We start from the raw sequence: 19,900 nt of genomic DNA, 5'->3' as shown, positions 1-19,900 counted from the left end.
GCATTTCGATGCAACGGAAGAAGAGATATCCCGCGCCGATACACTCCACCGAACCGGCGCGGCCGCCTCTTGCAAGGTTGTTCGAAAGGCTGACGCGTGGCTGGAGCGCGCTGCCGCAACATCAGCTTACCCGCCGGGGGCTGATGGAACTCGACGATGAAAAGCTTGCCGAACTCGGCATGCCGAGACGCACGCGAGCGAAAATGAAGTCGTCCTGATCGGCCGGGAACCTGGGGGCGGTCGAACCCGGAAGAGTGGTGCGCTCTGGTGATTAAGCCTTGGCGCCGCAGTCACTGTTGCCGGTCTGCCAGCGAGCAATGTCGGAGCCGATGCGACCGGAGAGCGGCTCGCTCATCAGCGGGCCGAACACTTCGACGCGGCTGGAGGCACCCTGCGCCTGCACCACCAGAAGCGGCTTGCCGCCGTAGTGCTTGGCCGGCACAAGCAGGAAGCGCGGCGTTCCGCCGAAATTGTTGAGTTCATTGGCCATCTGGTAGGATTTGAAAGCCGGATCCTTGGATGCGATCCAGCATTTGTGCGCGGCGATCGCCACCTGTTCCATGGCGCGCAGCGATGCGCTCTTGCCGCCGCCGCTTGGTGCGGAATTGTAGGACTTCGACTGGCAGGCGACCAGCGCGAGGCCCGCCAGGGCGACGAAACCGAAACGGACGGCCATCTTTGCTGCATTCATCGTTTCGGCTTCCCCAAGTCGAGATGAGATCTGGTCGGTGTCGGAAGAAGAGATGGTTCAGGCTGCGATGCCAAGCGCGCCTTCGAAAAGCGCGCGGCCATCAACGCCGCCATGTGCCGCCTCGATCAGGTTTTCGGGATGCGGCATCAGGCCCAGCACATTGCCCTTGTCATTGATGACGCCGGCGATGTCATTGATCGAGCCGTTCGGGTTGGTGCCTTCGGCATAACGGAACACGACGCGGCCTTCGCCCTCGATGCGGGCAAGTGTCTCGGCTTCGGCGAAATAGTTGCCGTCATGATGCGCAACCGGGCAACGGATGATCTGGTTCGGCTGGTAGCCGCGGGTAAACGCCGTATTGGCGTTGGTCACCTGCAGCTTCACTTCGCGGCAGACGAATTTCAGCGAGGCATTGCGCATCAGCGCGCCCGGCAGAAGACCGGCTTCGACAAGGATCTGGAAGCCGTTGCAGACGCCCACCACCATCACGCCTTTTGCAGCCTTCTCCGCCACCGCACGCATCACCGGCGAGCGTGCCGCGATCGCGCCGCAACGCAGATAGTCGCCGAACGAGAAGCCGCCCGGAATGGCGATCAGGTCGACATCGGGGATTTCCGTGTCGGTCTGCCAGACGGTAGCCGGCGCGGTGCCCGAAATCTTGGTCAGCGCCGCGATCATGTCGCGGTCGCGATTGAGGCCGGGGAGGAGGACGACAGCGGTTTTCATGACACTTCCTGCTCGGTCAGCTGTTTGAGGTATCGAGATGGAACATGGTTGGTCAGCCACACACCATTTTCGGAAAGAAAGAACAAGATTCCATCTTTCGCCATTGTGCCGCTATCAACGGCCAGGATCGCATCCTGACCCTTGCGGCGCGCAGCAACCACCTTTGCCGTGGTGATGTCCTTTGACAGATGGACATGCTGGCGCGACTGGCTCTTCAAGCCTTGTTCGAAGATCGAACCCATAAAGTCCGCTTTCGTACCGTGATAAAGCGTATCAGGCGGCGTGGAGGGAGAAAGACCAAGATCGATCTCGACACTATGTCCCTGGGCGGCTCGGATGAGGTTGCCCTCGAGCACGAACCGTTTCTTCGGATTTTCTGCGACGATCCGTTCCACATCCGGCTTCTGCGCGTGGAAACGCGCCTCAAGGACCTCGCAGAGCCGATCGAAGTCCGTCCAGCCGTTCGCGTCCAGCGTCAAGCCTGCCTCTTCGGGCGCATGCCGAAGAACGAGGCTCATGAATTTCGATATCTGGACGTCCTTGGACACCCTTCAGGCGATCTCCACCGCGTAGTTCTCGATCACCGTATTCGCCAGCAGCTTGTCGCACATCGCCTTGAGCGCGGTCTCTGCCTTGGCCTTGTCGGTGCCATCGAGCTCGATGTCGAACACCTTGCCCTGGCGCACCTGGCCGACGCCGTCGAAGCCGAGGCCGCCCAGCGCATGTTCGATCGCCTTGCCCTGCGGGTCTAGCACGCCATTCTTCAGGGTTACGGTGACACGGGCCTTAATCACGCTATGCAATCCTCGTTGTGGTCGTTGATCGGCTCCGCGAAAGCTGCCTCCGGGAACCAGATGCGCCGACCTCTGAAGGAAGTCGGCGCGGCAATCGTCTCAGTGCTTGGTGTCCTTTGGACCGGTCGACGCGACCAGGACTGGTCCGGTCGGACGCTGCGGCTCGTTCTCGTTCATGATGCCGAGGCGGCGCGCCACTTCCTGGTAGGCCTCAACCAGCCCGCCCATGTCGCGACGGAAGCGGTCCTTGTCGAGCTTGTCCTGGGTGGCGACATCCCACAGGCGGCAGGAGTCGGGCGAAATCTCGTCGGCCACGACGATGCGCATCATGTCGCCCTCGAACAGGCGGCCGCATTCGATCTTGAAATCGACAAGCTGGATGCCGACGCCGAGGAAAAGGCCAGAGAGGAAGTCGTTGACGCGGATGGCAAGTGCCATGATGTCGTCGATTTCCTGCGGGCTTGCCCAGCCAAAGGCCGTGATATGTTCTTCCGACACCATCGGATCGTCCAGCGCGTCGGCCTTGTAGTAGAACTCGATGATCGAGCGCGGCAGCACGGTGCCTTCCTCGATGCCGAGCCGCTTGGACAGCGAGCCGGCGGCAACGTTGCGCACCACCACTTCCAGCGGAATGATTTCGACTTCCTTGATCAACTGCTCGCGCATGTTGAGCCGGCGGATGAAGTGGGTCGGGATACCCATGCGGTTCAGATGGTTGAAGATGTGCTCGGAAATGCGGTTGTTGAGCACGCCCTTGCCGTCGACCACTTCATGCTTCTTCTTGTTGAACGCGGTTGCGTCATCCTTGAAGAACTGGATCAGCGTTCCGGGCTCCGGTCCTTCATAAAGGATCTTGGCCTTGCCTTCATAAATGCGGCGGCGTGACTTCATCGGATTTTTTCTCTGGTTGGAAGGGCAGGTGACAACGACCGGTCCCTTTCTTTCGCGGCACATTGGCGCGTCTATGGTCTCAATCGCGGTCTCTACCGCAATCGTGGACGTCGCTCAATCGGCAAATCGGTTGAATCACCGCTTTCCGGGCCGAAATGCCGCAACGCAACAAGCGGGCGCCAGACAAGATCGCATATTGACCGCGCGCCAGCCATTTGGTTTGAGAAAACCAGACAGGCATCTATCGACCACCAACCGAATCGGTTCCACCGGAGGATTTGCGATGAGCAGCATGAAGGACCGCGAAGAGGGCTTCGAGCGCAAGTTCGTCTTTGACGAGGAACTGCGCTTCAAGGCGAACGCGCGTCGCAACAAGGCGCTGGGCCTGTGGGCGGCCGAGAAACTGGGCAAGACCGGCGCCGACGCCGACGCCTATGCCAAGGAAGTCGTGGTTTCAGACATCGAGGAAGCGGGTGACCATGATGTCTTCCGCAAGATCCGCAAGGATTTCGATGCCGCCAATATCGACCAGTCCGATCATCAGATCCGTCGCACCATGGACGAGCTCATGGCTCAGGCCATTGAGCAGATCAAGAACACCTGATCGTCTAGTGCCGGCAAGGCTGGACCAATGGACCGCCCGGTTTCGCCGGGCGGTTTTTCTTTGCCTTTTCCGTCGTTTCCGGCTGAAACTGGATTCAATTCGAGCGTTTCCGTTTTCGCGGAAACGCTCCTGCTTTATGTGTTAAGCAATTCCGGACGCAAACCGCTGCGCACTTTTGCTGGAATGTATCTTGAGAGGAAATAGCCGATGTCCCTGAAAGCCCGTCTGGAAGCCGATGAAACGCTGTGCACCGCCTGGTCGGGCGTGCCGGATGCGTTGACCGTCGAGATCGTCGCCAGGCAGGGCTTCGACGCGGTAACGCTCGACATGCAGCATGGCGGCCACAATGAGGACAGTGTCCTGCGCTCGATCGCGCCGATACAGTCGGTCGGCAAGCCCGCGCTCGTGCGCATTCCGGTCGGCCGTTTCGACATGGCCAGCCGCGCGCTGGATTTCGGCGCCGAGGCGGTTATCGCGCCGATGGTCAATTCGGTGGCCGACGCCAGGGCTTTTGCCGCGGCCATGAAGTATCCGCCGCTTGGCGAGCGCTCCTGGGGCCCGACCTATGCCTTGCCGCGCTACGGCAAAGGCACACAGGCCGACTGGCTGAAAGAGAGCAACCAGCGCACCCTGGCTTTCGCCATGGTCGAGACACGTGCGGCGCTGGCGGCACTGGACGGCATTCTCGAAACGCCCGGTATCGACGGTATTTTTGTCGGACCGTCGGATTTCTCGATTGCCTGGAGCAATGGCGCTGTCGTGGACTCGACGCTTGAGGACATGATGGAGACGATCGCCCTGATCGCCGAGCGCAGCCGCAAGGCGGGCAAGCATGCGGCGATCTATGTCCTGGATGCCAGCCTCGGCGGCCGTCTGGTCAAGATGGGCTACAGGCTTCTTGCCATGGGCTCCGAACAGGCATTGGTCGGCCTGGGCGCCAAGACGCTGCTGGCAAGCGTGAAAGCGTCGATTGGACAGTGAGTGGTGAGTGGACAAAACCACCACTCGCTACTCGCTGCCTACTATAATCGTGACAGGAAATGGGCGAAGGTCATCGAACCCTCCGGCCATGGCCCGTGGCCGGATTCTGAATTGAGATGGCCGGTTTCACCGGCGTCGATGAACAGCGAGCCCCATGCGTTGGCTAGGTCTTCTGCGATTTCGAAATCACAGAACGGGTCGTTGCGGCTGGCAACCACCATCGAGGGGAACGGCAGCGGGTCGCGAGGGTAGGGGCCGAAGGTCATCAGGTGTTTCGGCTTGATCTTCGGATTGGCCACATCCGGCGGCGCCACGAAAAATCCGCCGACAATCGGCTTCTTGCACAGCGGCAGTGCCTGGATGGCGGTGGGCACGCCGAGCGAATGTGCGACGAGCACGACCGGCTTGGTCGCTTCGTTGACGGCTTCGGCGACGCGTGCCGTCCAATCTTCGCGCACGGGCTTTGACCATTCGGCCTGTTCGACGCGGCGTGCTGTCGACAGTTTTGCCTCCCAGCGGCTCTGCCAGTGGTCAGGCCCCGAATTGGTGTAGCCGGGTACGATGAGGATGTCGGCGTCCTTGACTTTCATGGCCCCGATGTAGCGAGCGCCGTCGCCGGGCGCAATGGTGTGGCATCGTCGTCGTCATGTGAACGACGTGTTCGATTTTTGCTGTCTTGTGTGAACGATGGAAATCTTCCATTTGCTGGGTGACACAATCACCGCCGCGTGCCTTCGGAGATAGGACTTTGCGACTGACGCGACGTACAATGATGGGTGCAACCGGTGCGTTGGCTCTCGGAGCCATGACAGGTGCGACCCGCTCGGAGACCAGGATGAGCACTTTACCCTTTGCCGCCACCACACCGGTCAGCGTTGCTCGTGTCGGTTTGAAAGCTCGCGACGCCGACAAGCTTGCCGCGTATTATGGCGCGGTCGTCGGTCTGCAGGAACTTGCCCGCGATGGCGAGACGATTACGCTCGGCGCGGCCAATCGCCCGCTTCTCGTGCTGGAGCGTGACACTGCTGCCAAGCCGGATGATCCGCGCAGCGCCGGTCTGTTCCACACGGCTTTTCTTCTGCCCAGCCGTGCCGATCTCGGTCGCTGGATCAACCACGCCATCGAAAACAAGATCGCGGTCGAGGGCGCTTCGGATCATCTGGTCTCTGAAGCCGCTTATCTCACCGATCCCGAAGGCAATGGCATCGAGATCTACGCCGATCGTCCGCGCGACACCTGGAAGTGGAATGGCCCGACCGTCGAAATGGCGACGGTCCGCATGGATATCCCCGGTGTGATCGGTTCCGTGCCCGCCGGTGACGCCGGCTGGAAAGGCGCCCCGGAAAACACGGTGGTCGGCCACGTTCATCTGCGGGTCGGCGACCCAAACCAGGCCGAGGCCTGGTGGAATACCGAATTCGGCTTCGACACGGTCACCAAATACGGTACGCAGGCAGTGTTCCTGTCGTCTGGCGGCTATCACCACCATATCGGCGCCAACACCTGGCAGAGCGCGGGCGCTGGCAAGCGCGACGCTGGCCGTTCGGGTCTGTCATGGGTCGAGATGCGCTCGTCGCAGGCTTCGGCATCGTCAACCTATATCGATCCTTGGGGGACCGAAATCCGTGCGGTGCCTGGACAGCCCGGCTGAGTGGCGTTGGCCGAGCCATCTGGTGATCCAGAAGCAATCCTGACACCGTCGAGCTCTCAGCGATGCTAGATATCTGCAGCCGAGTCCGCGTCGAGCGGGCTCGGCTGTTGGCATTTCGCAAGAAGGCACGCTCATGCTCAAAGTCATCGCCGAGGACTTCATCAGGCCAGAAGCCATCGACACGGTGAGACCGCTCTACGCTGAACTTGTCGAGAAGACGCGGCAGGAGCCGCTTTGCATCTCCTATGAGCTTTTTGTCGACCAGAAGGATCCAGGGCATTTCGTCTTCGTCGAGAAATGGCCGGATAGCGCCGCGCTGGACACCCATTGCCGGACCGAACATTTCCGCCGGCTGGTGCCGCTGATCAATGCGCACAAGGCGAAGGATGGAACGGTCGTCCTGACGGACCCGTTCGCTGCCTGAACGCGTCAGGTGCCGATGGCGTCGGCGGCAAAGCCTGTCGAGAGTCCGTGCACCCAATTGGCAAAACCGCTGGCTTCCGCGCGGTGGGCGGCCTCTGCCCAGTCATAGCCTATGGCGCGCAGGTCGAACGACCATCTGCCGTCCTGGCGCGTGGCGATCGCATAGCGTGCGTGCGGGCTGCCCGTCACGGTAAGACCAGGAAACGCCTGCACCCCAACGCTGCCTGGATTGAGAACGATCTGGCGTTCGGAGACCTGGACGACGCGGGGCGTATGCGAGTGGCCGCACAGCACGAGCCCCGCGGTGACGTTGCTGAGCTTGCGCCGAACCGCGCTCTCGGTTGACGGGAAGAAGTGGTTGCCGCCGTCTTCCTCCAGCAGGAAGATCTCGTCGCTCGACGGGCTGCCGTGGCAAAGGAAGATTTCCGGTTCCAGGCTCATCGTGGCGGGCAACGCCGCGATCCATTCCTTCGAGGCCCTGGAAAGATGCCGGTGGGAGAAGGCGTCGGACTCGCCGAGCTCGGCGGTCGGCGTCTCGGCAAGCTCCCGATCATGATTGCCACGCACGGTCGGCCAGCCGTGCGCGGCCAGATACTGCGCGGTTTCTTCCGGCCAGAGCGGACCCGACAGGCAGTCGCCCAGATTGACGATCAGGTCGGGTGCTGCCGCCTTGATCTCGCGATGCACCGTCTCCAGTGCGCGCAGATTGCCATGGATGTCGGAAATGACCGCCAGCCGCATGAGAGCTTATCCGAACACCCGCTTGAAGATCGTGTCGACATGCTTGGTATGGTAGCCGAGATCGAACTTCTCGCGGATCTCGGCTTCCGAGAGTGCGGCGGTCACTTCCTTGTCGCCAAGCAGTTCCTCAAGGAAATCAGCGCCCTGTTCCCAGACCTTCATGGCGTTGCGCTGGACAAGCCTGTAGGCATCCTCGCGGGAAACGCCGGCCTGCGTCAGGGCCAGCAGCACGCGCTGCGAGTGGACCAGGCCGCGGAACTTGTTGAGGTTCCTGTCCATGTTTTCGGGATAGACAAGCAGCTTGTCGACAACGCCGGTAAGGCGCGCCAGGGCAAAGTCGAGCGTAATGGTCGCATCCGGCCCGATCATGCGCTCGACCGAAGAGTGCGAGATGTCGCGCTCGTGCCAGAGTGCCACATTTTCCATGGCCGGCAGCGCCATGCCGCGCACCAGCCGGGCGAGACCGGTGAGGTTCTCGGTCAGCACGGGATTGCGCTTGTGCGGCATCGCCGACGAACCCTTCTGGCCGGGCGAGAAGTACTCCTCCGCTTCCAGCACTTCGGTGCGCTGCAGGTGGCGGATCTCGGTCGCGAGCCGTTCCACCGACGAGGCGATGACGCCGAGTGTCGCGAAGAACATGGCATGACGGTCGCGCGGAATAACCTGCGTCGACACCGGCTCCGGCTTCAGGCCAAGCTTCCTGGCGACATGTTCTTCGACATAAGGCTCGATGTTGGCGAAAGTGCCGACAGCGCCGGAAATCGCACAGGTGGCGATATCTTCGCGCGCATGGACGAGGCGTTCGCGGCAACGGCTGAATTCAGCATAGGCTTGCGCCAGCTTGACGCCGAATGTGGTCGGCTCGGCATGGATGCCATGGCTGCGGCCGATGGTGACGGTGTTCTTGTGTTCGAAGGCGCGTCGCTTCAGCGCCGCCAGCAAGGCGTCGATGTCGGCGAGCAGAATGTCGCTGGCCCGGGTGAGCTGCACAGCGAGGCAGGTGTCGAGCACGTCGGAGGAGGTCATGCCCTGGTGGATGAAGCGCGAATCCGGACCGACGAATTCGGCAAGATGCGTCAGGAAAGCGATGACGTCATGTTTGGTGACGCGTTCGATCTCATCGATCTTGTCGACATCGAACTTGGCGGCGCCGCCTTTTTCCCAGATGGTCCTCGCCGCTTCCTTCGGAATGACGCCGAGCTCGGCCAATGCGTCGCAGGCATACGCCTCGATTTCGAACCAGATGCGGAAGCGTGTTTCCGGTGACCAGATGGCGACCATTTCCGGCCGGGAGTAGCGTGGGATCATCGGTCCGTCCTGATGTCTCGGGAAAACTTACGCCGCGTCCTAACAGAGCGCGAGAAAATGCTCAACGCGGCTGGCGGACAAACCACAGCGCAGCGGCAAACAGCGCGACGAATCCAAGCGGGAAATAGAAGCGAATACCGAGCATCGCGAACTGATAGAGTGCGCCCGCACTGGTGAAGGCGAACTGGAAGAACCAGCGCAGGCTGAACGGTGTACCGTGCCACTCGGCATAGTAGCTACGGTACTGCAGTGCGTAGAGCCCACCGGTGACCGCGATCGTCATGGCGATCAGACAGGCTAGAAAGGCGGCGAAAGCCACTTCGCCGGACCGGCCAAGCGAAACGAGCCGCGCAGCGTAGAGACCAAGCGGAAAGGCGAGAGCCCCTCCGGCGGCAAACACCACCACCACCGTCACGATGCTTCCCGGCGTCTGCCAGCCGGCCAGAAACAGTCTGACGTAGGCGCTGGCACCCATCGAAAGGGCCCAGATGAGGGTGCCGGCGATTGTCGTATGCAGCGCAGGCAAAGCCTGATGCAGCCGGGTCGCCATCGCGCCACTTACCGGAGCTGGCGAGGCAGACGCGATCACAGCCGCCCGGTCACTGCGATCCAGCGGTATTCCGGACCTTCAAAGCCGTAGCCGCGTGTCCAGATCAGAACGGCAAATGCAGACAGGCTGTCGCCGCCATAAGTCTGCACTGCGCCGATCCCGTAACCGGCCGGGCAGCCACGGCTCTTCGGGATGGATTTGTCCTCATGCAGCAGTTTCGTCGCACCATTGGGCGTTGCCTCGATGCGCAGGAGGCGAAACCCTTTTGTCTCGCCCTGGCTGGCGCAGACATCATCGCCGCTCGCCACGAACTCATTCAGCCTGAACTCCAGCGGCTCGTCGATGGCCGGAAAGACGGGGCGCGGATTGACGACCATGCGCTGCGGGTCGGCGGAAAGTTCGGTCACAGGATTGCTGCCGGCCGTAAACCCTTGGTTGGCGTCGAGTTCGGCCTGCTTGACGATAGCCTCGCCCTGTTCGCGCGCCTTGTTGCGGGCAGCCTGCAGGGAGGCGCTCTCATCATCGATCCGTACACGCACCGGTGTACCTTTGACGAATGTGTCCGTCGCCGTATCGATGTAGTAGCGATTGGCGTAGGGAAAGCCGGAGCCATCCTGCACGCCATATTCTTCGAAAGCGAAGACACCGCCGCCCTTGCTGAAGCCGAGGACCTGCAGCTGTGCAACGTCGCCTGCCCATGCAGTGCTTGCCGTCAGCCATAACGCGCCTGCCAGGCTTACGAATTTTGCCAACCGCATTTGCATCATTCGCCCTCTCGAACTCTCTCTAGTATGCCTAGTATGCCCGCCGCAGGTGCTCGCTGTACACTCAGCCTTTCAGCGAGGACCACGTTGGGAAAAGATCGCTTTCCGATGGTGTCGCGCTGAATACCGCGCGTGCGATCGCCCGTGCCATGGTGGCGCCGGCCGCGGCATAAAGGTCGATGGCTTCTACCGGCGAGGGCACCATACCGCTCCTGCCTGTCGAGAGGCCGAAGACGAGATCTCCGTCCACCGGGGTATGGGTCGGCCAGATGGCGCGCGTGAAGCCGTCATGCGCCGCGATCGCCAGCCGTTTGGCGGCGGCCTTGGTCAGCACCGCGTCGGTGGCGATGATTGCAATGGTCGTGTTGGCGCCGACCGGGTTGTCGCGGAATTTCAACCGGACCTGCCGGCTGTCGGCTGGGAGAGGGGAAGGATAGCCCAGGCCGCCGAACTCAGCACCGATCTCGAAGGGGGCCGCCCAGAAATGGCGGCTGCCGCCGAGCGTCACCGAGCCGGTTGGATTGGCGGCGACGAGGGCGCCAATAGTGATGCCATTGTCCAATACGGTCGAAGCGGAGCCGAGGCCGCCCTTCAGGCCGGAAGACAGGGCGCCGGTGCCTGCACCGGCGGTGCCGATCTCGAAATTCGTCGAAGCGGCAAGTGTCGCCTCGTATCCGAACTCACGATACGGCGGATACCGGCCCCAGTTCTTGTCGCCATTGTTGGGAAGGTCGAACAGGATGGCCGCCGGCACGATCGGCACGCGAAAGCCCGCGACCTCGAAGCCGACGCCCAGTTCGCGCAGTGCCGCTTGCACGCCGGAGGCAGCGTCGAGGCCAAAGGCGGAACCGCCTGAAAGCACCAGTGCATTGATGGTTTCGACCGAATTGTGCGGCTCGAGCAGGTCGGTCTCGCGTGTACCAGGGGCACCGCCCAGTACCTGCACACCAGCCACCGCGGGCTCGTCACAAACGAGAACAGTGGTTCCCGACTTCAGCCGCGCGTCGCCGGCGTTGCCGACACGCAGGCCGGCAACATCGGTGATCAGGTTGTGTTGGCCGGTACGGAACATCACTGCTCCTCAAGTGGCGTGAAACGCGTGCCGTCGAAGCGGAAGCCGCGATAGGGGTTCCGGGTCAGGTCGCCTTTCGCGTCGAAGGTTATCTGGCCAATCGAAGTCGTGAAAGTCCGGCCCGACAGCACGGTTGCCAATGGCTTCCCGTCTGCCTCGGACGCTTTCCTGGCCGCATCGGCGATCTCGACCGCGGCAAAGGCCGGCAGCGCGTAGCCCTCGGGCAAGACTTTGCCGGCAGAAAACAGGTCGAGCGTCTTCTTGTCCGCGACATCCGCCCATTCCGGCATCGCGATCATCAAGGTGCCTGTCGCGTAAGGCACATCGCTTGCTGCCGCGCGCAACGACTCGCCGCCGGCAAACGCCATTACGGAGCCCTGTTTGGCCGCGTCGCGCGCCATGATGGCGACATCGCGGCCGTCGCCGCCGACAAAGACGGCGTCTGCACCGGCTTTGCGCAGCCGCCCGACAAGGCCGACCTGATTGTCGAGTTCGGGGCGGAATGTGTCGGTGAACACCGGTTTCAGCGCTGCCTGCTGGGTCGCGACCCGCACCGCCTCCGCCAGTTCGCGCCCGTAAATGGTGCCGTCGTCGACGATGGCAAACGAAACATCGCGCCACAGCTTCGACAGGATCGTGCCCGCGGCGTCCCGTTCGGCATCGCCGCGCGGACCCAATCGGAACACCGGCCAGCCCGTCCTGGCACGCCTGTCCGTGAGGCCTTCACTGCGCACGCCGAGCGTTATCACCGGGATGCCGGCCTGTTTCAGGATCGGCATCGCGGCCTCGATCGCGTCGGTGCAAAGGAAGCCGACGACAACGTCAACCTTGGACGATACGAGTTGGGCAGCAGCAGCAGCACCTCCGTCCGCGCTGCATTTGTCATCGACAAAGGTGGTCTCAGCGCCACGGGATCCAGCGCCCAGCCGCGCGCCATACTCGATCTGCCTGCCGAGGATCGCGGACGGACCCGACAGTGGCGCCGCGATACCGATGTTGAGCGGCGCCGCGGCGGCGGCACCGGTCAGCAGCAGCCCGCCAAGCAGGCCTATGAGTGCGTTCGGCAGTCGCATTCCGATAAACTGCTCCCCCATCGGTTTTCGAACCGGTGCCGGTCCAGACCTAAAGGCTGGCAGCTTTCGGTGCAACAAGGCAATTTCGGCGGCTGCATCAACCACTTCGCTTGTCGTGCGCAGGTTGCGGTCATATATAGCGCTAGGGGTTTGGTGTCTGGAAAATCGCCCGTGCTGATGAAGAATGATGTCGAGCCGCAGGCCTATCGCGACGCGATGAGCCATTTTGCCGGCCATGTCCACGTGATCACCACTGACGGTGTCGCGGGGAGACGTGGTGCTACCGTCATTGCGGCCTGTTCCGTGTCGGACACGCCGCCAATGGTTCTGGTCTGCCTCAATCGGGTCAATCCCAAGAACGAAGCGTTTATCCAGAACGGCAATTTTGCCCTGAACACGTTGTCTTCGCACCATCAGCCCTTGTCCGTTGGTTTTTCCGGCATCACCGGCCTGTCGCTCGATGAGCGTTTCGCGCTCGGGCAATGGGACACGTTGTCGACCGGCGCGCCGACGCTGTCCGACGCGCTGGCTGTTTTCGACTGTGAGTTGTTCGATACCAAGGACTTGGCCACCCACCGTGTGCTTTTTGGCAAGGTGACAGGTCTGCGCATCGGCGATAATTTGAAGCCGTTGATCTATCACGACCGCGGCTACCGCATACTGCAGGACTAGGACGCGGGCATTCACGGAGCCAGGATGACCGAGCTGAAACCGTGCCCCGTGCCGGCGACGATCGACGAGACGCTCGATCTCCTGACCGGCGCGGACTATGTGGCCGACCGGTCGCTGGCGACGGTGCTGTTCCTGTCGCTCCGCATGAAGCGGCCTCTGTTCCTCGAAGGCGAAGCCGGTGTCGGCAAGACCGAGATCGCCAAGGTGCTGGCGTCTGCGCTTGGCCGGCGTCTGATCCGCCTTCAGTGCTATGAGGGGCTCGACGTTTCCTCGGCGGTCTATGAGTGGAATTATGCCGCCCAGATGATCGAGATCCGCATGGAAGAGGCGGCGGGCAAGGTCGAGCGCTCGACCATGGAGCGCAATGTCTTCTCGGAAAAATATCTGATCCGCCGCCCTGTGCTCGATGCGCTGACCGGCAAGGAAGGGGCCGCCCCTGTCTTCCTGATCGACGAACTCGACCGTACCGACGAGGCTTTCGAAGCCTTCCTCCTCGAGATCCTGTCCGACTTCCAGGTCACGGTGCCCGAACTGGGAACGATCAAGGCTGAAGAGCCTCCGATCGTCATCATCACCACCAACCGCACCCGTGAAATCCACGACGCGCTGAAGCGTCGCTGCCTTTATCACTGGGTCGACTATCCGAATGCGGCACGCGAGCTGGAGATTGTCCGGCGCAAGGTGCCGGGTGCCAACAGGCGCCTGTCGTCCGAGGTCGTCGCATTCATCCAGAAGCTGAGACAGATCGAATTGTTCAAGGCCCCTGGCGTGGCGGAAACCATAGATTGGGCTGGCGCGTTGACTGAGCTCGACAAGGTGGCGCTCGACCCGGAAACCGTTTCGGACACGATCGGTGTCCTCTTGAAATACCAGGACGACATTGCCCGCATCGAACAGGGCGAAGGACGGCGCATTCTCCAGGAAGTCCAGGCGGAACTTGCCTCGGCGGCGGAGTAGGGTGAGATGACAGGCAGCCAACCGGAAGGCCGGATCGCTGACAACATCGTCTATTTCGCGCGCGCGCTGCGCAAGGCGGGCATGCGGGTCGGGCCTGCCTCGGTGAAGGACGCGATCGAGGCGGTGCTCACGGCCGGTATCGGCAGCCGTGACGACTTCTACTGGACGCTGCATGCGGTGCTTGTCACCCGCCACGAGGATCATGCCACCTTCGACGAGGCATTTCGCCTGTTCTGGAAGTCGCGCGAGCTTGTCGAGAAACTGCTTGCCATGTTCTCGCCGGTGGCGCTTGAGAACCGCGAGCGGCAGAAGCCACGCGCCGCCGAGAGCCGGGTCAGCGATGCGATGTTCGAAGGGCATCAGAACGCGGCGCCGCCGCGCGAGATTCCGGATATCGAAATCGACGCGCGTTTCACCGTTTCCGGCAATGAAATGCTGCGCGGCAAGGATTTTGCCCAGATGAGCGCGGCGGAACTGACCGATGCCCGCCGGGCTATCTCGGAACTGCGCTTGCCGTTCGACATGGTAACGACACGGCGCTTCAAGGCCGACGCGTCCGGCCGACGCATCGATCCGCGCGCCATGATGCGGGCATCGGCCCGCACCGGCGGGGCGCTGATCCTGCCGAAATTCCGGTCGCCGCGCGAGATCCACCCGCCGCTGGTGGTGCTGGCCGATATTTCTGGCTCGATGAGCCAGTACACGCGCATCTTCCTGCATTTCCTGCATGCGCTGACGGAGAAACGCCGGCGCGTGCATGCCTTCGTGTTCGGCACGCGGCTCACCAATCTGACGCGCCAGATGCGGCACCGCGATCCGGACCAGGCCCTGGCCGATGCTTCCGCTGTCGTGAAGGACTGGTCGGGCGGCACGCGCATTGGCGAGACGCTTGCCGAATTCAATCGGCTGTGGTCGCGACGTGTTCTGGGGCAGGGCGCGGTTGTGCTGCTGATCACCGACGGGCTGGAGCGCGACCATGTCGACGGGCTCGCCAGCGAGATGGAGCGCCTGCACAAATCCTGCCGGCGCCTGATCTGGCTGAACCCGTTGCTGCGCTTTGACGGGTTCGAGCCGCGCGCGCGCGGCGTGCGGGCGATGCTGCCGCATGTCGATGAATTCCGGCCCGTACACAATCTGAACGCGCTTGCCGATCTCTGTGTGTCGCTAGGTCGTGGTCCGAAGCGCGAGAATGATCCGCGCCGCTGGCTCGATGCTGTCACGGCAAGGGCGGCCTAGCCAATGTCTGGAGGAACGGCCATGCAGAACAGCGCCTATCTCGACGAGGCCCGCGATCCGTTGCTCATCGCGGAAGACTGGATGAAAAACGGCAAGGATGTCGCCATCGCCACGGTTGTCGAAACCTGGGGCTCGGCGCCGCGCCAGGCCGGCAGCCATCTGGTGATCGATGCGGACGGCAGTTTCCATGGTTCGGTTTCCGGAGGCTGTGTCGAGGGCGCCGTGGTGGCCGAGGCGCTGGACGTCATCAGTTCCGGCAAGGCCAGGATGCTCGAATTCGGCGTGGCGGATGAGACGGCATGGCAGGTTGGCCTTTCCTGCGGCGGCCGCATCAAGGTCTATGTCGAACGGCTAGGATAGGAACGGGGCATCATGGATCCCTATGTCCTCAAGACATTGAACGCAGAGCGCCGCGCACGCCGCGCGGCGGTGCTGGTGACCGATCTTGGCGATGGGCGCGACCGCGTCGTGCGCGAAGGCGATACAGTGGCAGGAGAACTCGGCGCTGCCATCGAAAGGGCTTTCCGCACCGGATTGTCCGGCTCTGTCGAGGCCGAGGGCCGCACCTTCTTCCTCAACGCCCATCTGCCGCAACCGCGTCTGGTGGTGATCGGCGCCGTCCATATCAGCCAGGCGCTTGCGCCGATGGCCAGGATTGCCGGCTATCCGGTCGAGATCATCGATCCGCGCACTGCATTCGCCACGCCGGATCGCTTTCCCGACGTTTCGCTGCATGCCGAGTGGCCGCAGGATGTTCTGGCGCGGCAGCCGCTTGATGGCTACACGGCGCTCGCCGCCGTCACACATGACCCCAAGATCGACGATTTCGCATTGAAGGCCGCGCTCGATGCGCGCTGCTTCTATGTCGGTGCTCTCGGCAGCCGCAAGACGCACGCCAAACGTGTAGAGCGCCTTTTGGCCTTGGGAGCGGCTTTAGACGATATCGCACGCATCCATTCGCCGATCGGCGTCGACATCGGGGCGGCGAGCCCGGCCGAAATCGCGGTGGCGGTCCTGGCCGAGGTGATCGACGCTTTCCGGTCGCGTGGCCTTCAGCGCAAGGGCGAAGCAGCGTGAAATTCGGTCCGGTGCCGCTGGAGGAAGCCGAGGGTGCCATCCTGGCGCATTCGACGATGATCGGTGACAGGCGCTTGCGCAAGGCCCGCGTGCTCTCCGCCGAAGACATCGCCGCGATGCGGGCTGCCGGGTTGCGCGACGTAATCGTCGCGGTCCTCGCTGCCGATGACGTCGAGGAAAATGCCGCGGCCGAACGACTGGCGTCAGGACTTTCCTTCGCCGGCATCGAGGCGAAACCTGCCGCCACCGGCCGCGTCAATCTTCATGCCACCGTCTCCGGGGTCTTCACGGTCGACAGGCAATTGATCGATGCCATCAACCTGGTCGATCCCGACATTACCATCGCCACCATGCCGCCCTTCGCGCCGATGCTGGAGGGGCAGATGGTGGCGACGATCAAGATCATCCCCTTTGCCGTCCCGGAAAGTATGCTGGAGCGTGCTCTGGAACTGGGGCGCGGGCGAGAAGCCTTCCGCATGCATTCCTACACACCCCTCAGGGTGGGGGTGGTGCAGACAGTCCTCCCTTCGATCAAGAGCAGCGTGCTGGACAAGACCCTTCAGGTCACGGAGGAACGCCTGGAGCGAACCGGCAGTTCGATCTCCGGCGAGATTCGCACGCCGCATGCTGCTCCGGATGTCGCTCGCGCCATTGAGCAACTGTCGGACGCCAGCGATATGGTGCTGGTATTCGGCGCTTCGGCGATGAGTGATCCCAATGAGGACGTTATCCCGGCGGCGATCCGCGCTGCCGGCGGCATTGTCCACCGCTCCGGTATGCCGGTCGACCCGGGCAATCTTTTCGTGCTGGGCGAGCGGCATGGAAAACCCGTACTCGGCGCGCCGGGCTGTGCGCGCAGCCCGAAGCTGAACGGTTTCGACTGGGTGCTGGATCGACTGATGACCGGCATTCCGGTGACGAACGAGGACATCGCCGGCATGGGTGTTGGTGGGCTCTTGATGGAGATCCCGACCCGGCCGCAGCCACGCGAACTTGCCACCGGCAAGGGCGATGCGAAAGAGGTGGCGCTGAAGGTGCCGGTTGTGCTGCTGGCTGCCGGCCGCTCCAGCCGCATGGATGGGCCGAACAAACTGCTCGCGCTGTTCGGCGGCAAGCCGCTGGTGCGGCAGAGTGCGGAACGAGCCTTGGCCTCGAAGGCAAACGGCGTCATCGTGGTCACTGGGCATCAGGCCGAGCGGGTGAAAAATGCGCTCGCGGGTCTCAAAGCCTCTTTTGTCGAAAATGCGCATTTCAGGGAAGGCCTGTCGACCTCGCTAAGGGCTGGTGTCGCCGCGCTCGCCGATGACGCCGCCGGCGTACTGGTGATGCTTGGCGACATGCCTGGCGTATCGCCTGTGGATCTCGACCGGCTGATCGATGCCTTTCGCACCTCCGGTGGCCGTTCAGTGGTCCGCGCCTCGCATGACGGGCGCCGCGGCAACCCCGTGATCCTGCCGCGCTCCCTGTTCGCTGCCGTCGGTCATCTCGAGGGCGACACCGGTGCGCGCCATCTGGTTGAAGCGGAGGGACTGGACGTCATCGATGTCGAGATCGGTGCCGCTGCCTTCGTTGACGTCGACACGCGCGAGGCGCTCGCCGAGGCCGGCGGCGTGTTGCAGGATTGACAAGGGGGCCTGCGGCAACGCAACCCTCTCGCATGAACGTGACCGTCTTCTCTTCTCTCACGCCAGGTCTTGCGAGGGGACTTTGCCTTGCGCTGGCGGTTATGCTGTTTTCCGCTTCGACGGTGGTTTTTGCGCACGCGCAAACGCTGAAGCCGTTCAAGGATGAGCTGTTTGCCTATCCCGGTATTCTTTCCGCGGAGAAGGGCGACGTCTATCGTGTGATCGACTATCGCGAGATGCGCGATATCAATGAGCGCGACGCGGTGCCGGAACGACGCGTACATCCCCAATACACGTCGACCGATGTGCGCAATGTGCAGCAGGATCTGGCGCTAAAGACCGACATGGGCACGCTGCGCCACGTCGCGGTTGGCAAGACAGAACAGGCCGCCATCATCGTGCTTTACCTGCATGGGCAAGGCGGCAGCCGCAAGCAGGGCGTCGATGATTTCACCTTCGGCGGCAACTTCAATCGTCTCAAGAACCTGATGGCCAACAATGGCGGCCTCTATCTGTCGCCGGATTTCACCGACTTTGGAGACAAGGGGGCGGGGCAGGTGGCTGCGCTGATCGACTACTACGCCGAGCGTTCGCCCGGCGCGAAGATATTCGTCGCCTGCGGCTCGATGGGCGGAGCGTTGTGCTGGAAGCTGGCGGGCCGCCCGGATACCGGCAACCGCATCGACGGGCTGCTGTTGCTTGGATCGCTGTGGGACGAGAGTTTCTTCGCCAGTCCCGCCTTCAAGCGACGTGTGCCGGTGTTTTTTGGACAGGGCAGCAAGGATCCGGTCTTTCCCGTTGAAAACCAGGAAGCTTTCTTCCGTTCGATCCTTGCCAGGTCGAAGGCCTACCCGACCCGCTTCGTGCGCTTCGAAACCGGTACGCATGGCACGCCGATCCGCATGACCGACTGGCGCGAGACGCTGAACTGGATGCTGTCGCGCACCAGATAGACCGGACCGATGGTTGGTCAGGGCGCGGTGTTGTAGTCGATCACCGTTTCCGGGTTGACCTCGCCGTCGTAGCTCGCGTCGACGTCATACTGGACCAGGGCGAACGCCCCGTTGCGAAACAGGTAGGTGCCGCTCGATGAGGCATCGCCGACACCACGCCATTTGTCGTGAGAGACGAGCGTGTGAGCATTTTCATCGTAGCCGGAGTTGATGAGTCGGTCGACGGTGCGAAACCCGATGACGCCGATATGCTCGACCTTGCCTTCCGTGTTGCCGTTTTCATAACGGATGTCGAGCTCCGGCACCGCGAACTGTAGCTGGTTCACGCTCTGCTCTGCATCCGAGAAATAGTAGATGGAACTCTCATTGTAGGCAGCCATCGAGCAGAAGAACTGAAACAGCCGCACCGTCCTGTCCGGCTGATCGTCCGAAGGCTTGTAGCTGATGCTGTAGATGGTGGGGTCGCCGATCTGGCGGCCAGCAGGCCCTTCCTGATCGCACTCCTCGGCATAGCTCGCGAGAAAAGCTCGTTTTGCCTGATCCAGCTCCGCATCCTTTTTCGGGATTGGCGGGCTGTCGCCGCAACTTTCCGGCAGCGCCTCGCCGAACTCCTTGTCGGAAGGCTTGAGGTCGCCTTTCTCGATGCGGATCGGGCTGAAAGGCGGAGCCTGAATCTCTGCATTAACCTGCCGCAATGTGTAGCAGCCGGCGAAGATCTTGCCGTTGCCGGCCTTGTCTACGGCGCGGATGGCGACCGGAATGGTGTAGTAGATGCTGCCGGCAGCACCCTCACTGCCTGCGTTGCCGGTAACCACATCGACTGTTTCGGTACCTTCGTATCCTTTGGCGAAACCGTCGAAATCCTTGGCCGGTTTGGTGTCGCCGAAATAGTCCCAGGCGCGCGCGTATTCGTGGCGGTTGATCGCATTGTAAAGCGACCGGATGACGGCGGCGGCGTCGCTGCGGTCGTCAAGATAGGTTGGCTCCGCGGCTCTTGCGACCTGACCGAACAGGACGAGGCCGATGGCTGCGGTCGCTGTGAAAAAAGCGCTTTTCATCGGAGAATCTCCACTCTACGCGAGCAGCTTCGATGTCGAATGAGGCAGGCACG

At 62.4% G+C, this 19,900-nt stretch carries 25 protein-coding genes; 12 read left to right on the top strand and 13 right to left on the bottom strand.

All coding sequences use genetic code 11. From position 1 onward, the window contains the following. The first annotated feature begins 8 nt into the window (after positions 1–8). Positions 9–218: a hypothetical protein gene (locus ACFWYE_RS06670; RefSeq protein WP_379110347.1), complete on the top strand. Its 210-nt coding sequence runs from the start codon at positions 9–11 to the stop codon at positions 216–218. A 53-nt stretch (positions 219–271) separates the two neighbouring features. Here ACFWYE_RS06670 and ACFWYE_RS06665 read toward each other — a convergent pair whose 3' ends face one another. The 5 genes from ACFWYE_RS06665 to purC form a co-directional block, all read right to left on the bottom strand. Beyond that, entirely contained in the window at positions 272–691 is a 420-nt protein-coding gene (locus tag ACFWYE_RS06665; RefSeq protein ID WP_379072627.1) for a hypothetical protein, read from the bottom strand. Positions 692–748: 57 nt separating this feature from the next. Continuing rightward, positions 749–1,417, bottom strand: a complete 669-nt coding sequence (gene purQ / locus ACFWYE_RS06660) for a phosphoribosylformylglycinamidine synthase subunit PurQ (RefSeq protein WP_379072625.1) — start codon at positions 1,415–1,417, stop codon at positions 749–751. Then, on the bottom strand, positions 1,414–1,965 hold the full coding sequence (locus ACFWYE_RS06655; protein ID WP_379110345.1) for an RNA 2'-phosphotransferase: 552 nt from the start codon (positions 1,963–1,965) through the stop codon (positions 1,414–1,416). The genes purQ and ACFWYE_RS06655 overlap by 4 nt, the downstream gene beginning before the upstream one ends. A 3-nt stretch (positions 1,966–1,968) precedes the next feature. Beyond that, positions 1,969–2,211 (bottom strand): phosphoribosylformylglycinamidine synthase subunit PurS, encoded by a 243-nt coding sequence (purS, locus tag ACFWYE_RS06650; protein WP_379072623.1) that lies wholly within the window; start codon positions 2,209–2,211, stop codon positions 1,969–1,971. Positions 2,212–2,310: 99 nt separating this feature from the next. Continuing rightward, positions 2,311–3,102 (bottom strand): phosphoribosylaminoimidazolesuccinocarboxamide synthase, encoded by a 792-nt coding sequence (purC, locus tag ACFWYE_RS06645; RefSeq protein WP_379072621.1) that lies wholly within the window; start codon positions 3,100–3,102, stop codon positions 2,311–2,313. 283 nt (positions 3,103–3,385) lie between these two features. Between purC and ACFWYE_RS06640 the strand changes: the two genes are divergently transcribed. After that, positions 3,386–3,706, top strand: a complete 321-nt coding sequence (locus tag ACFWYE_RS06640; protein ID WP_054314038.1) for a DUF1476 domain-containing protein — start codon at positions 3,386–3,388, stop codon at positions 3,704–3,706. Between the two features lie 207 nt (positions 3,707–3,913). After that, a complete protein-coding gene (locus ACFWYE_RS06635) occupies positions 3,914–4,687 on the top strand; it encodes an HpcH/HpaI aldolase/citrate lyase family protein (RefSeq protein WP_379110343.1) in 774 nt (257 codons plus the stop codon). Between the two features lie 41 nt (positions 4,688–4,728). Here the strand turns inward: ACFWYE_RS06635 and ACFWYE_RS06630 are convergent, their stop codons facing one another. Next, positions 4,729–5,277, bottom strand: a complete 549-nt coding sequence (locus tag ACFWYE_RS06630; RefSeq protein ID WP_379072617.1) for an RBBP9/YdeN family alpha/beta hydrolase — start codon at positions 5,275–5,277, stop codon at positions 4,729–4,731. A 158-nt stretch (positions 5,278–5,435) separates the two neighbouring features. On the opposite strand from ACFWYE_RS06630, the gene ACFWYE_RS06625 reads away from it, so the two are divergent. Beyond that, on the top strand, positions 5,436–6,338 hold the full coding sequence (locus ACFWYE_RS06625) for a VOC family protein (protein ID WP_379072615.1): 903 nt from the start codon (positions 5,436–5,438) through the stop codon (positions 6,336–6,338). Between the two features lie 133 nt (positions 6,339–6,471). Then, positions 6,472–6,762, top strand: coding sequence for a putative quinol monooxygenase (locus ACFWYE_RS06620; protein ID WP_379110341.1), 291 nt, complete (start codon positions 6,472–6,474; stop codon positions 6,760–6,762). A gap of 5 nt (positions 6,763–6,767) precedes the next feature. Here the strand turns inward: ACFWYE_RS06620 and ACFWYE_RS06615 are convergent, their stop codons facing one another. From ACFWYE_RS06615 to ACFWYE_RS06590, 6 genes are all read right to left on the bottom strand, one after another. After that, positions 6,768–7,502, bottom strand: a complete 735-nt coding sequence (locus ACFWYE_RS06615; RefSeq protein WP_379110339.1) for a metallophosphoesterase family protein — start codon at positions 7,500–7,502, stop codon at positions 6,768–6,770. A gap of 6 nt (positions 7,503–7,508) precedes the next feature. Further along, positions 7,509–8,810: an adenylosuccinate lyase gene (purB, locus tag ACFWYE_RS06610; protein WP_379110337.1), complete on the bottom strand. Its 1,302-nt coding sequence runs from the start codon at positions 8,808–8,810 to the stop codon at positions 7,509–7,511. A gap of 61 nt (positions 8,811–8,871) precedes the next feature. After that, a complete protein-coding gene (locus tag ACFWYE_RS06605) occupies positions 8,872–9,360 on the bottom strand; it encodes a hypothetical protein (protein ID WP_379110335.1) in 489 nt (162 codons plus the stop codon). Between the two features lie 35 nt (positions 9,361–9,395). Next, positions 9,396–10,118, bottom strand: a complete 723-nt coding sequence (locus ACFWYE_RS06600) for a DUF2259 domain-containing protein (RefSeq protein WP_379110333.1) — start codon at positions 10,116–10,118, stop codon at positions 9,396–9,398. A gap of 70 nt (positions 10,119–10,188) precedes the next feature. Then, entirely contained in the window at positions 10,189–11,196 is a 1,008-nt protein-coding gene (locus ACFWYE_RS06595) for a P1 family peptidase (protein WP_379110331.1), read from the bottom strand. Further along, complete coding sequence (locus tag ACFWYE_RS06590; protein WP_379110329.1) at positions 11,196–12,269, bottom strand: branched-chain amino acid ABC transporter substrate-binding protein; 1,074 nt, start codon at positions 12,267–12,269, stop codon at positions 11,196–11,198. The genes ACFWYE_RS06595 and ACFWYE_RS06590 overlap by 1 nt, the downstream gene beginning before the upstream one ends. A gap of 171 nt (positions 12,270–12,440) precedes the next feature. Here ACFWYE_RS06590 and ACFWYE_RS06585 point away from each other — a divergent pair, with 171 nt between their 5' ends. From ACFWYE_RS06585 to ACFWYE_RS06555, 7 genes are all read left to right on the top strand, one after another. Continuing rightward, positions 12,441–12,941, top strand: a complete 501-nt coding sequence (locus tag ACFWYE_RS06585) for a flavin reductase (RefSeq protein WP_379110328.1) — start codon at positions 12,441–12,443, stop codon at positions 12,939–12,941. 24 nt (positions 12,942–12,965) lie between these two features. Then, on the top strand, positions 12,966–13,898 hold the full coding sequence (locus ACFWYE_RS06580) for an AAA family ATPase (RefSeq protein WP_379072599.1): 933 nt from the start codon (positions 12,966–12,968) through the stop codon (positions 13,896–13,898). Positions 13,899–13,904: 6 nt separating this feature from the next. Further along, positions 13,905–15,134 carry a VWA domain-containing protein gene (locus ACFWYE_RS06575; RefSeq protein ID WP_379110326.1) on the top strand — a complete coding sequence of 410 codons (1,230 nt, stop codon included), beginning with the start codon at positions 13,905–13,907 and terminating at the stop codon, positions 15,132–15,134. Positions 15,135–15,155: 21 nt separating this feature from the next. Beyond that, positions 15,156–15,494 (top strand): XdhC family protein, encoded by a 339-nt coding sequence (locus tag ACFWYE_RS06570; RefSeq protein ID WP_379110325.1) that lies wholly within the window; start codon positions 15,156–15,158, stop codon positions 15,492–15,494. Between the two features lie 12 nt (positions 15,495–15,506). Beyond that, positions 15,507–16,211, top strand: coding sequence for an XdhC family protein (locus ACFWYE_RS06565; RefSeq protein WP_379110323.1), 705 nt, complete (start codon positions 15,507–15,509; stop codon positions 16,209–16,211). Further along, positions 16,208–17,836 carry an NTP transferase domain-containing protein gene (locus tag ACFWYE_RS06560; RefSeq protein WP_379110321.1) on the top strand — a complete coding sequence of 543 codons (1,629 nt, stop codon included), beginning with the start codon at positions 16,208–16,210 and terminating at the stop codon, positions 17,834–17,836. Before ACFWYE_RS06565 ends, ACFWYE_RS06560 begins: the two co-directional genes overlap by 4 nt. A 101-nt stretch (positions 17,837–17,937) precedes the next feature. Continuing rightward, positions 17,938–18,789, top strand: a complete 852-nt coding sequence (locus tag ACFWYE_RS06555) for an alpha/beta hydrolase (protein ID WP_379110628.1) — start codon at positions 17,938–17,940, stop codon at positions 18,787–18,789. Positions 18,790–18,806: 17 nt separating this feature from the next. On the opposite strand, the gene ACFWYE_RS06550 is transcribed toward ACFWYE_RS06555, so the two are convergent. After that, entirely contained in the window at positions 18,807–19,847 is a 1,041-nt protein-coding gene (locus tag ACFWYE_RS06550; RefSeq protein WP_379110319.1) for a DUF1176 domain-containing protein, read from the bottom strand. Positions 19,848–19,900 lie beyond the last annotated feature (53 nt).

Origin of the sequence: Mesorhizobium sp. NPDC059025, assembly GCF_042739655.1 — a bacterium.
Lineage (GTDB): Bacteria > Pseudomonadota > Alphaproteobacteria > Rhizobiales > Rhizobiaceae > Mesorhizobium.
Note: the sequence above shows the minus strand (reverse complement) of the source record. Positions and strands in the feature narration are given on the sequence as shown.

Coding starts and splice junctions, on each gene's coding strand:
- ACFWYE_RS06670 (WP_379110347.1), top strand. CDS start 9: ATGCAACGGAAGAAGAGATATCCCGCGCCGATACACTCCACCGAACCG.
- ACFWYE_RS06665 (WP_379072627.1), bottom strand. CDS start 691: ATGAATGCAGCAAAGATGGCCGTCCGTTTCGGTTTCGTCGCCCTGGCG.
- purQ (WP_379072625.1), bottom strand. CDS start 1,417: ATGAAAACCGCTGTCGTCCTCCTCCCCGGCCTCAATCGCGACCGCGAC.
- purC (WP_379072621.1), bottom strand. CDS start 3,102: ATGAAGTCACGCCGCCGCATTTATGAAGGCAAGGCCAAGATCCTTTAT.
- ACFWYE_RS06640 (WP_054314038.1), top strand. CDS start 3,386: ATGAGCAGCATGAAGGACCGCGAAGAGGGCTTCGAGCGCAAGTTCGTC.
- ACFWYE_RS06635 (WP_379110343.1), top strand. CDS start 3,914: ATGTCCCTGAAAGCCCGTCTGGAAGCCGATGAAACGCTGTGCACCGCC.
- ACFWYE_RS06630 (WP_379072617.1), bottom strand. CDS start 5,277: ATGAAAGTCAAGGACGCCGACATCCTCATCGTACCCGGCTACACCAAT.
- ACFWYE_RS06620 (WP_379110341.1), top strand. CDS start 6,472: ATGCTCAAAGTCATCGCCGAGGACTTCATCAGGCCAGAAGCCATCGAC.
- ACFWYE_RS06615 (WP_379110339.1), bottom strand. CDS start 7,502: ATGCGGCTGGCGGTCATTTCCGACATCCATGGCAATCTGCGCGCACTG.
- purB (WP_379110337.1), bottom strand. CDS start 8,810: ATGATCCCACGCTACTCCCGGCCGGAAATGGTCGCCATCTGGTCACCG.
- ACFWYE_RS06605 (WP_379110335.1), bottom strand. CDS start 9,360: ATGGCGACCCGGCTGCATCAGGCTTTGCCTGCGCTGCATACGACAATC.
- ACFWYE_RS06600 (WP_379110333.1), bottom strand. CDS start 10,118: ATGCGGTTGGCAAAATTCGTAAGCCTGGCAGGCGCGTTATGGCTGACG.
- ACFWYE_RS06595 (WP_379110331.1), bottom strand. CDS start 11,196: ATGTTCCGTACCGGCCAACACAACCTGATCACCGATGTTGCCGGCCTG.
- ACFWYE_RS06590 (WP_379110329.1), bottom strand. CDS start 12,269: ATGCGACTGCCGAACGCACTCATAGGCCTGCTTGGCGGGCTGCTGCTG.
- ACFWYE_RS06580 (WP_379072599.1), top strand. CDS start 12,966: ATGACCGAGCTGAAACCGTGCCCCGTGCCGGCGACGATCGACGAGACG.
- ACFWYE_RS06575 (WP_379110326.1), top strand. CDS start 13,905: ATGACAGGCAGCCAACCGGAAGGCCGGATCGCTGACAACATCGTCTAT.
- ACFWYE_RS06570 (WP_379110325.1), top strand. CDS start 15,156: ATGCAGAACAGCGCCTATCTCGACGAGGCCCGCGATCCGTTGCTCATC.
- ACFWYE_RS06565 (WP_379110323.1), top strand. CDS start 15,507: ATGGATCCCTATGTCCTCAAGACATTGAACGCAGAGCGCCGCGCACGC.
- ACFWYE_RS06555 (WP_379110628.1), top strand. CDS start 17,938: ATGCTGTTTTCCGCTTCGACGGTGGTTTTTGCGCACGCGCAAACGCTG.
- ACFWYE_RS06550 (WP_379110319.1), bottom strand. CDS start 19,847: ATGAAAAGCGCTTTTTTCACAGCGACCGCAGCCATCGGCCTCGTCCTG.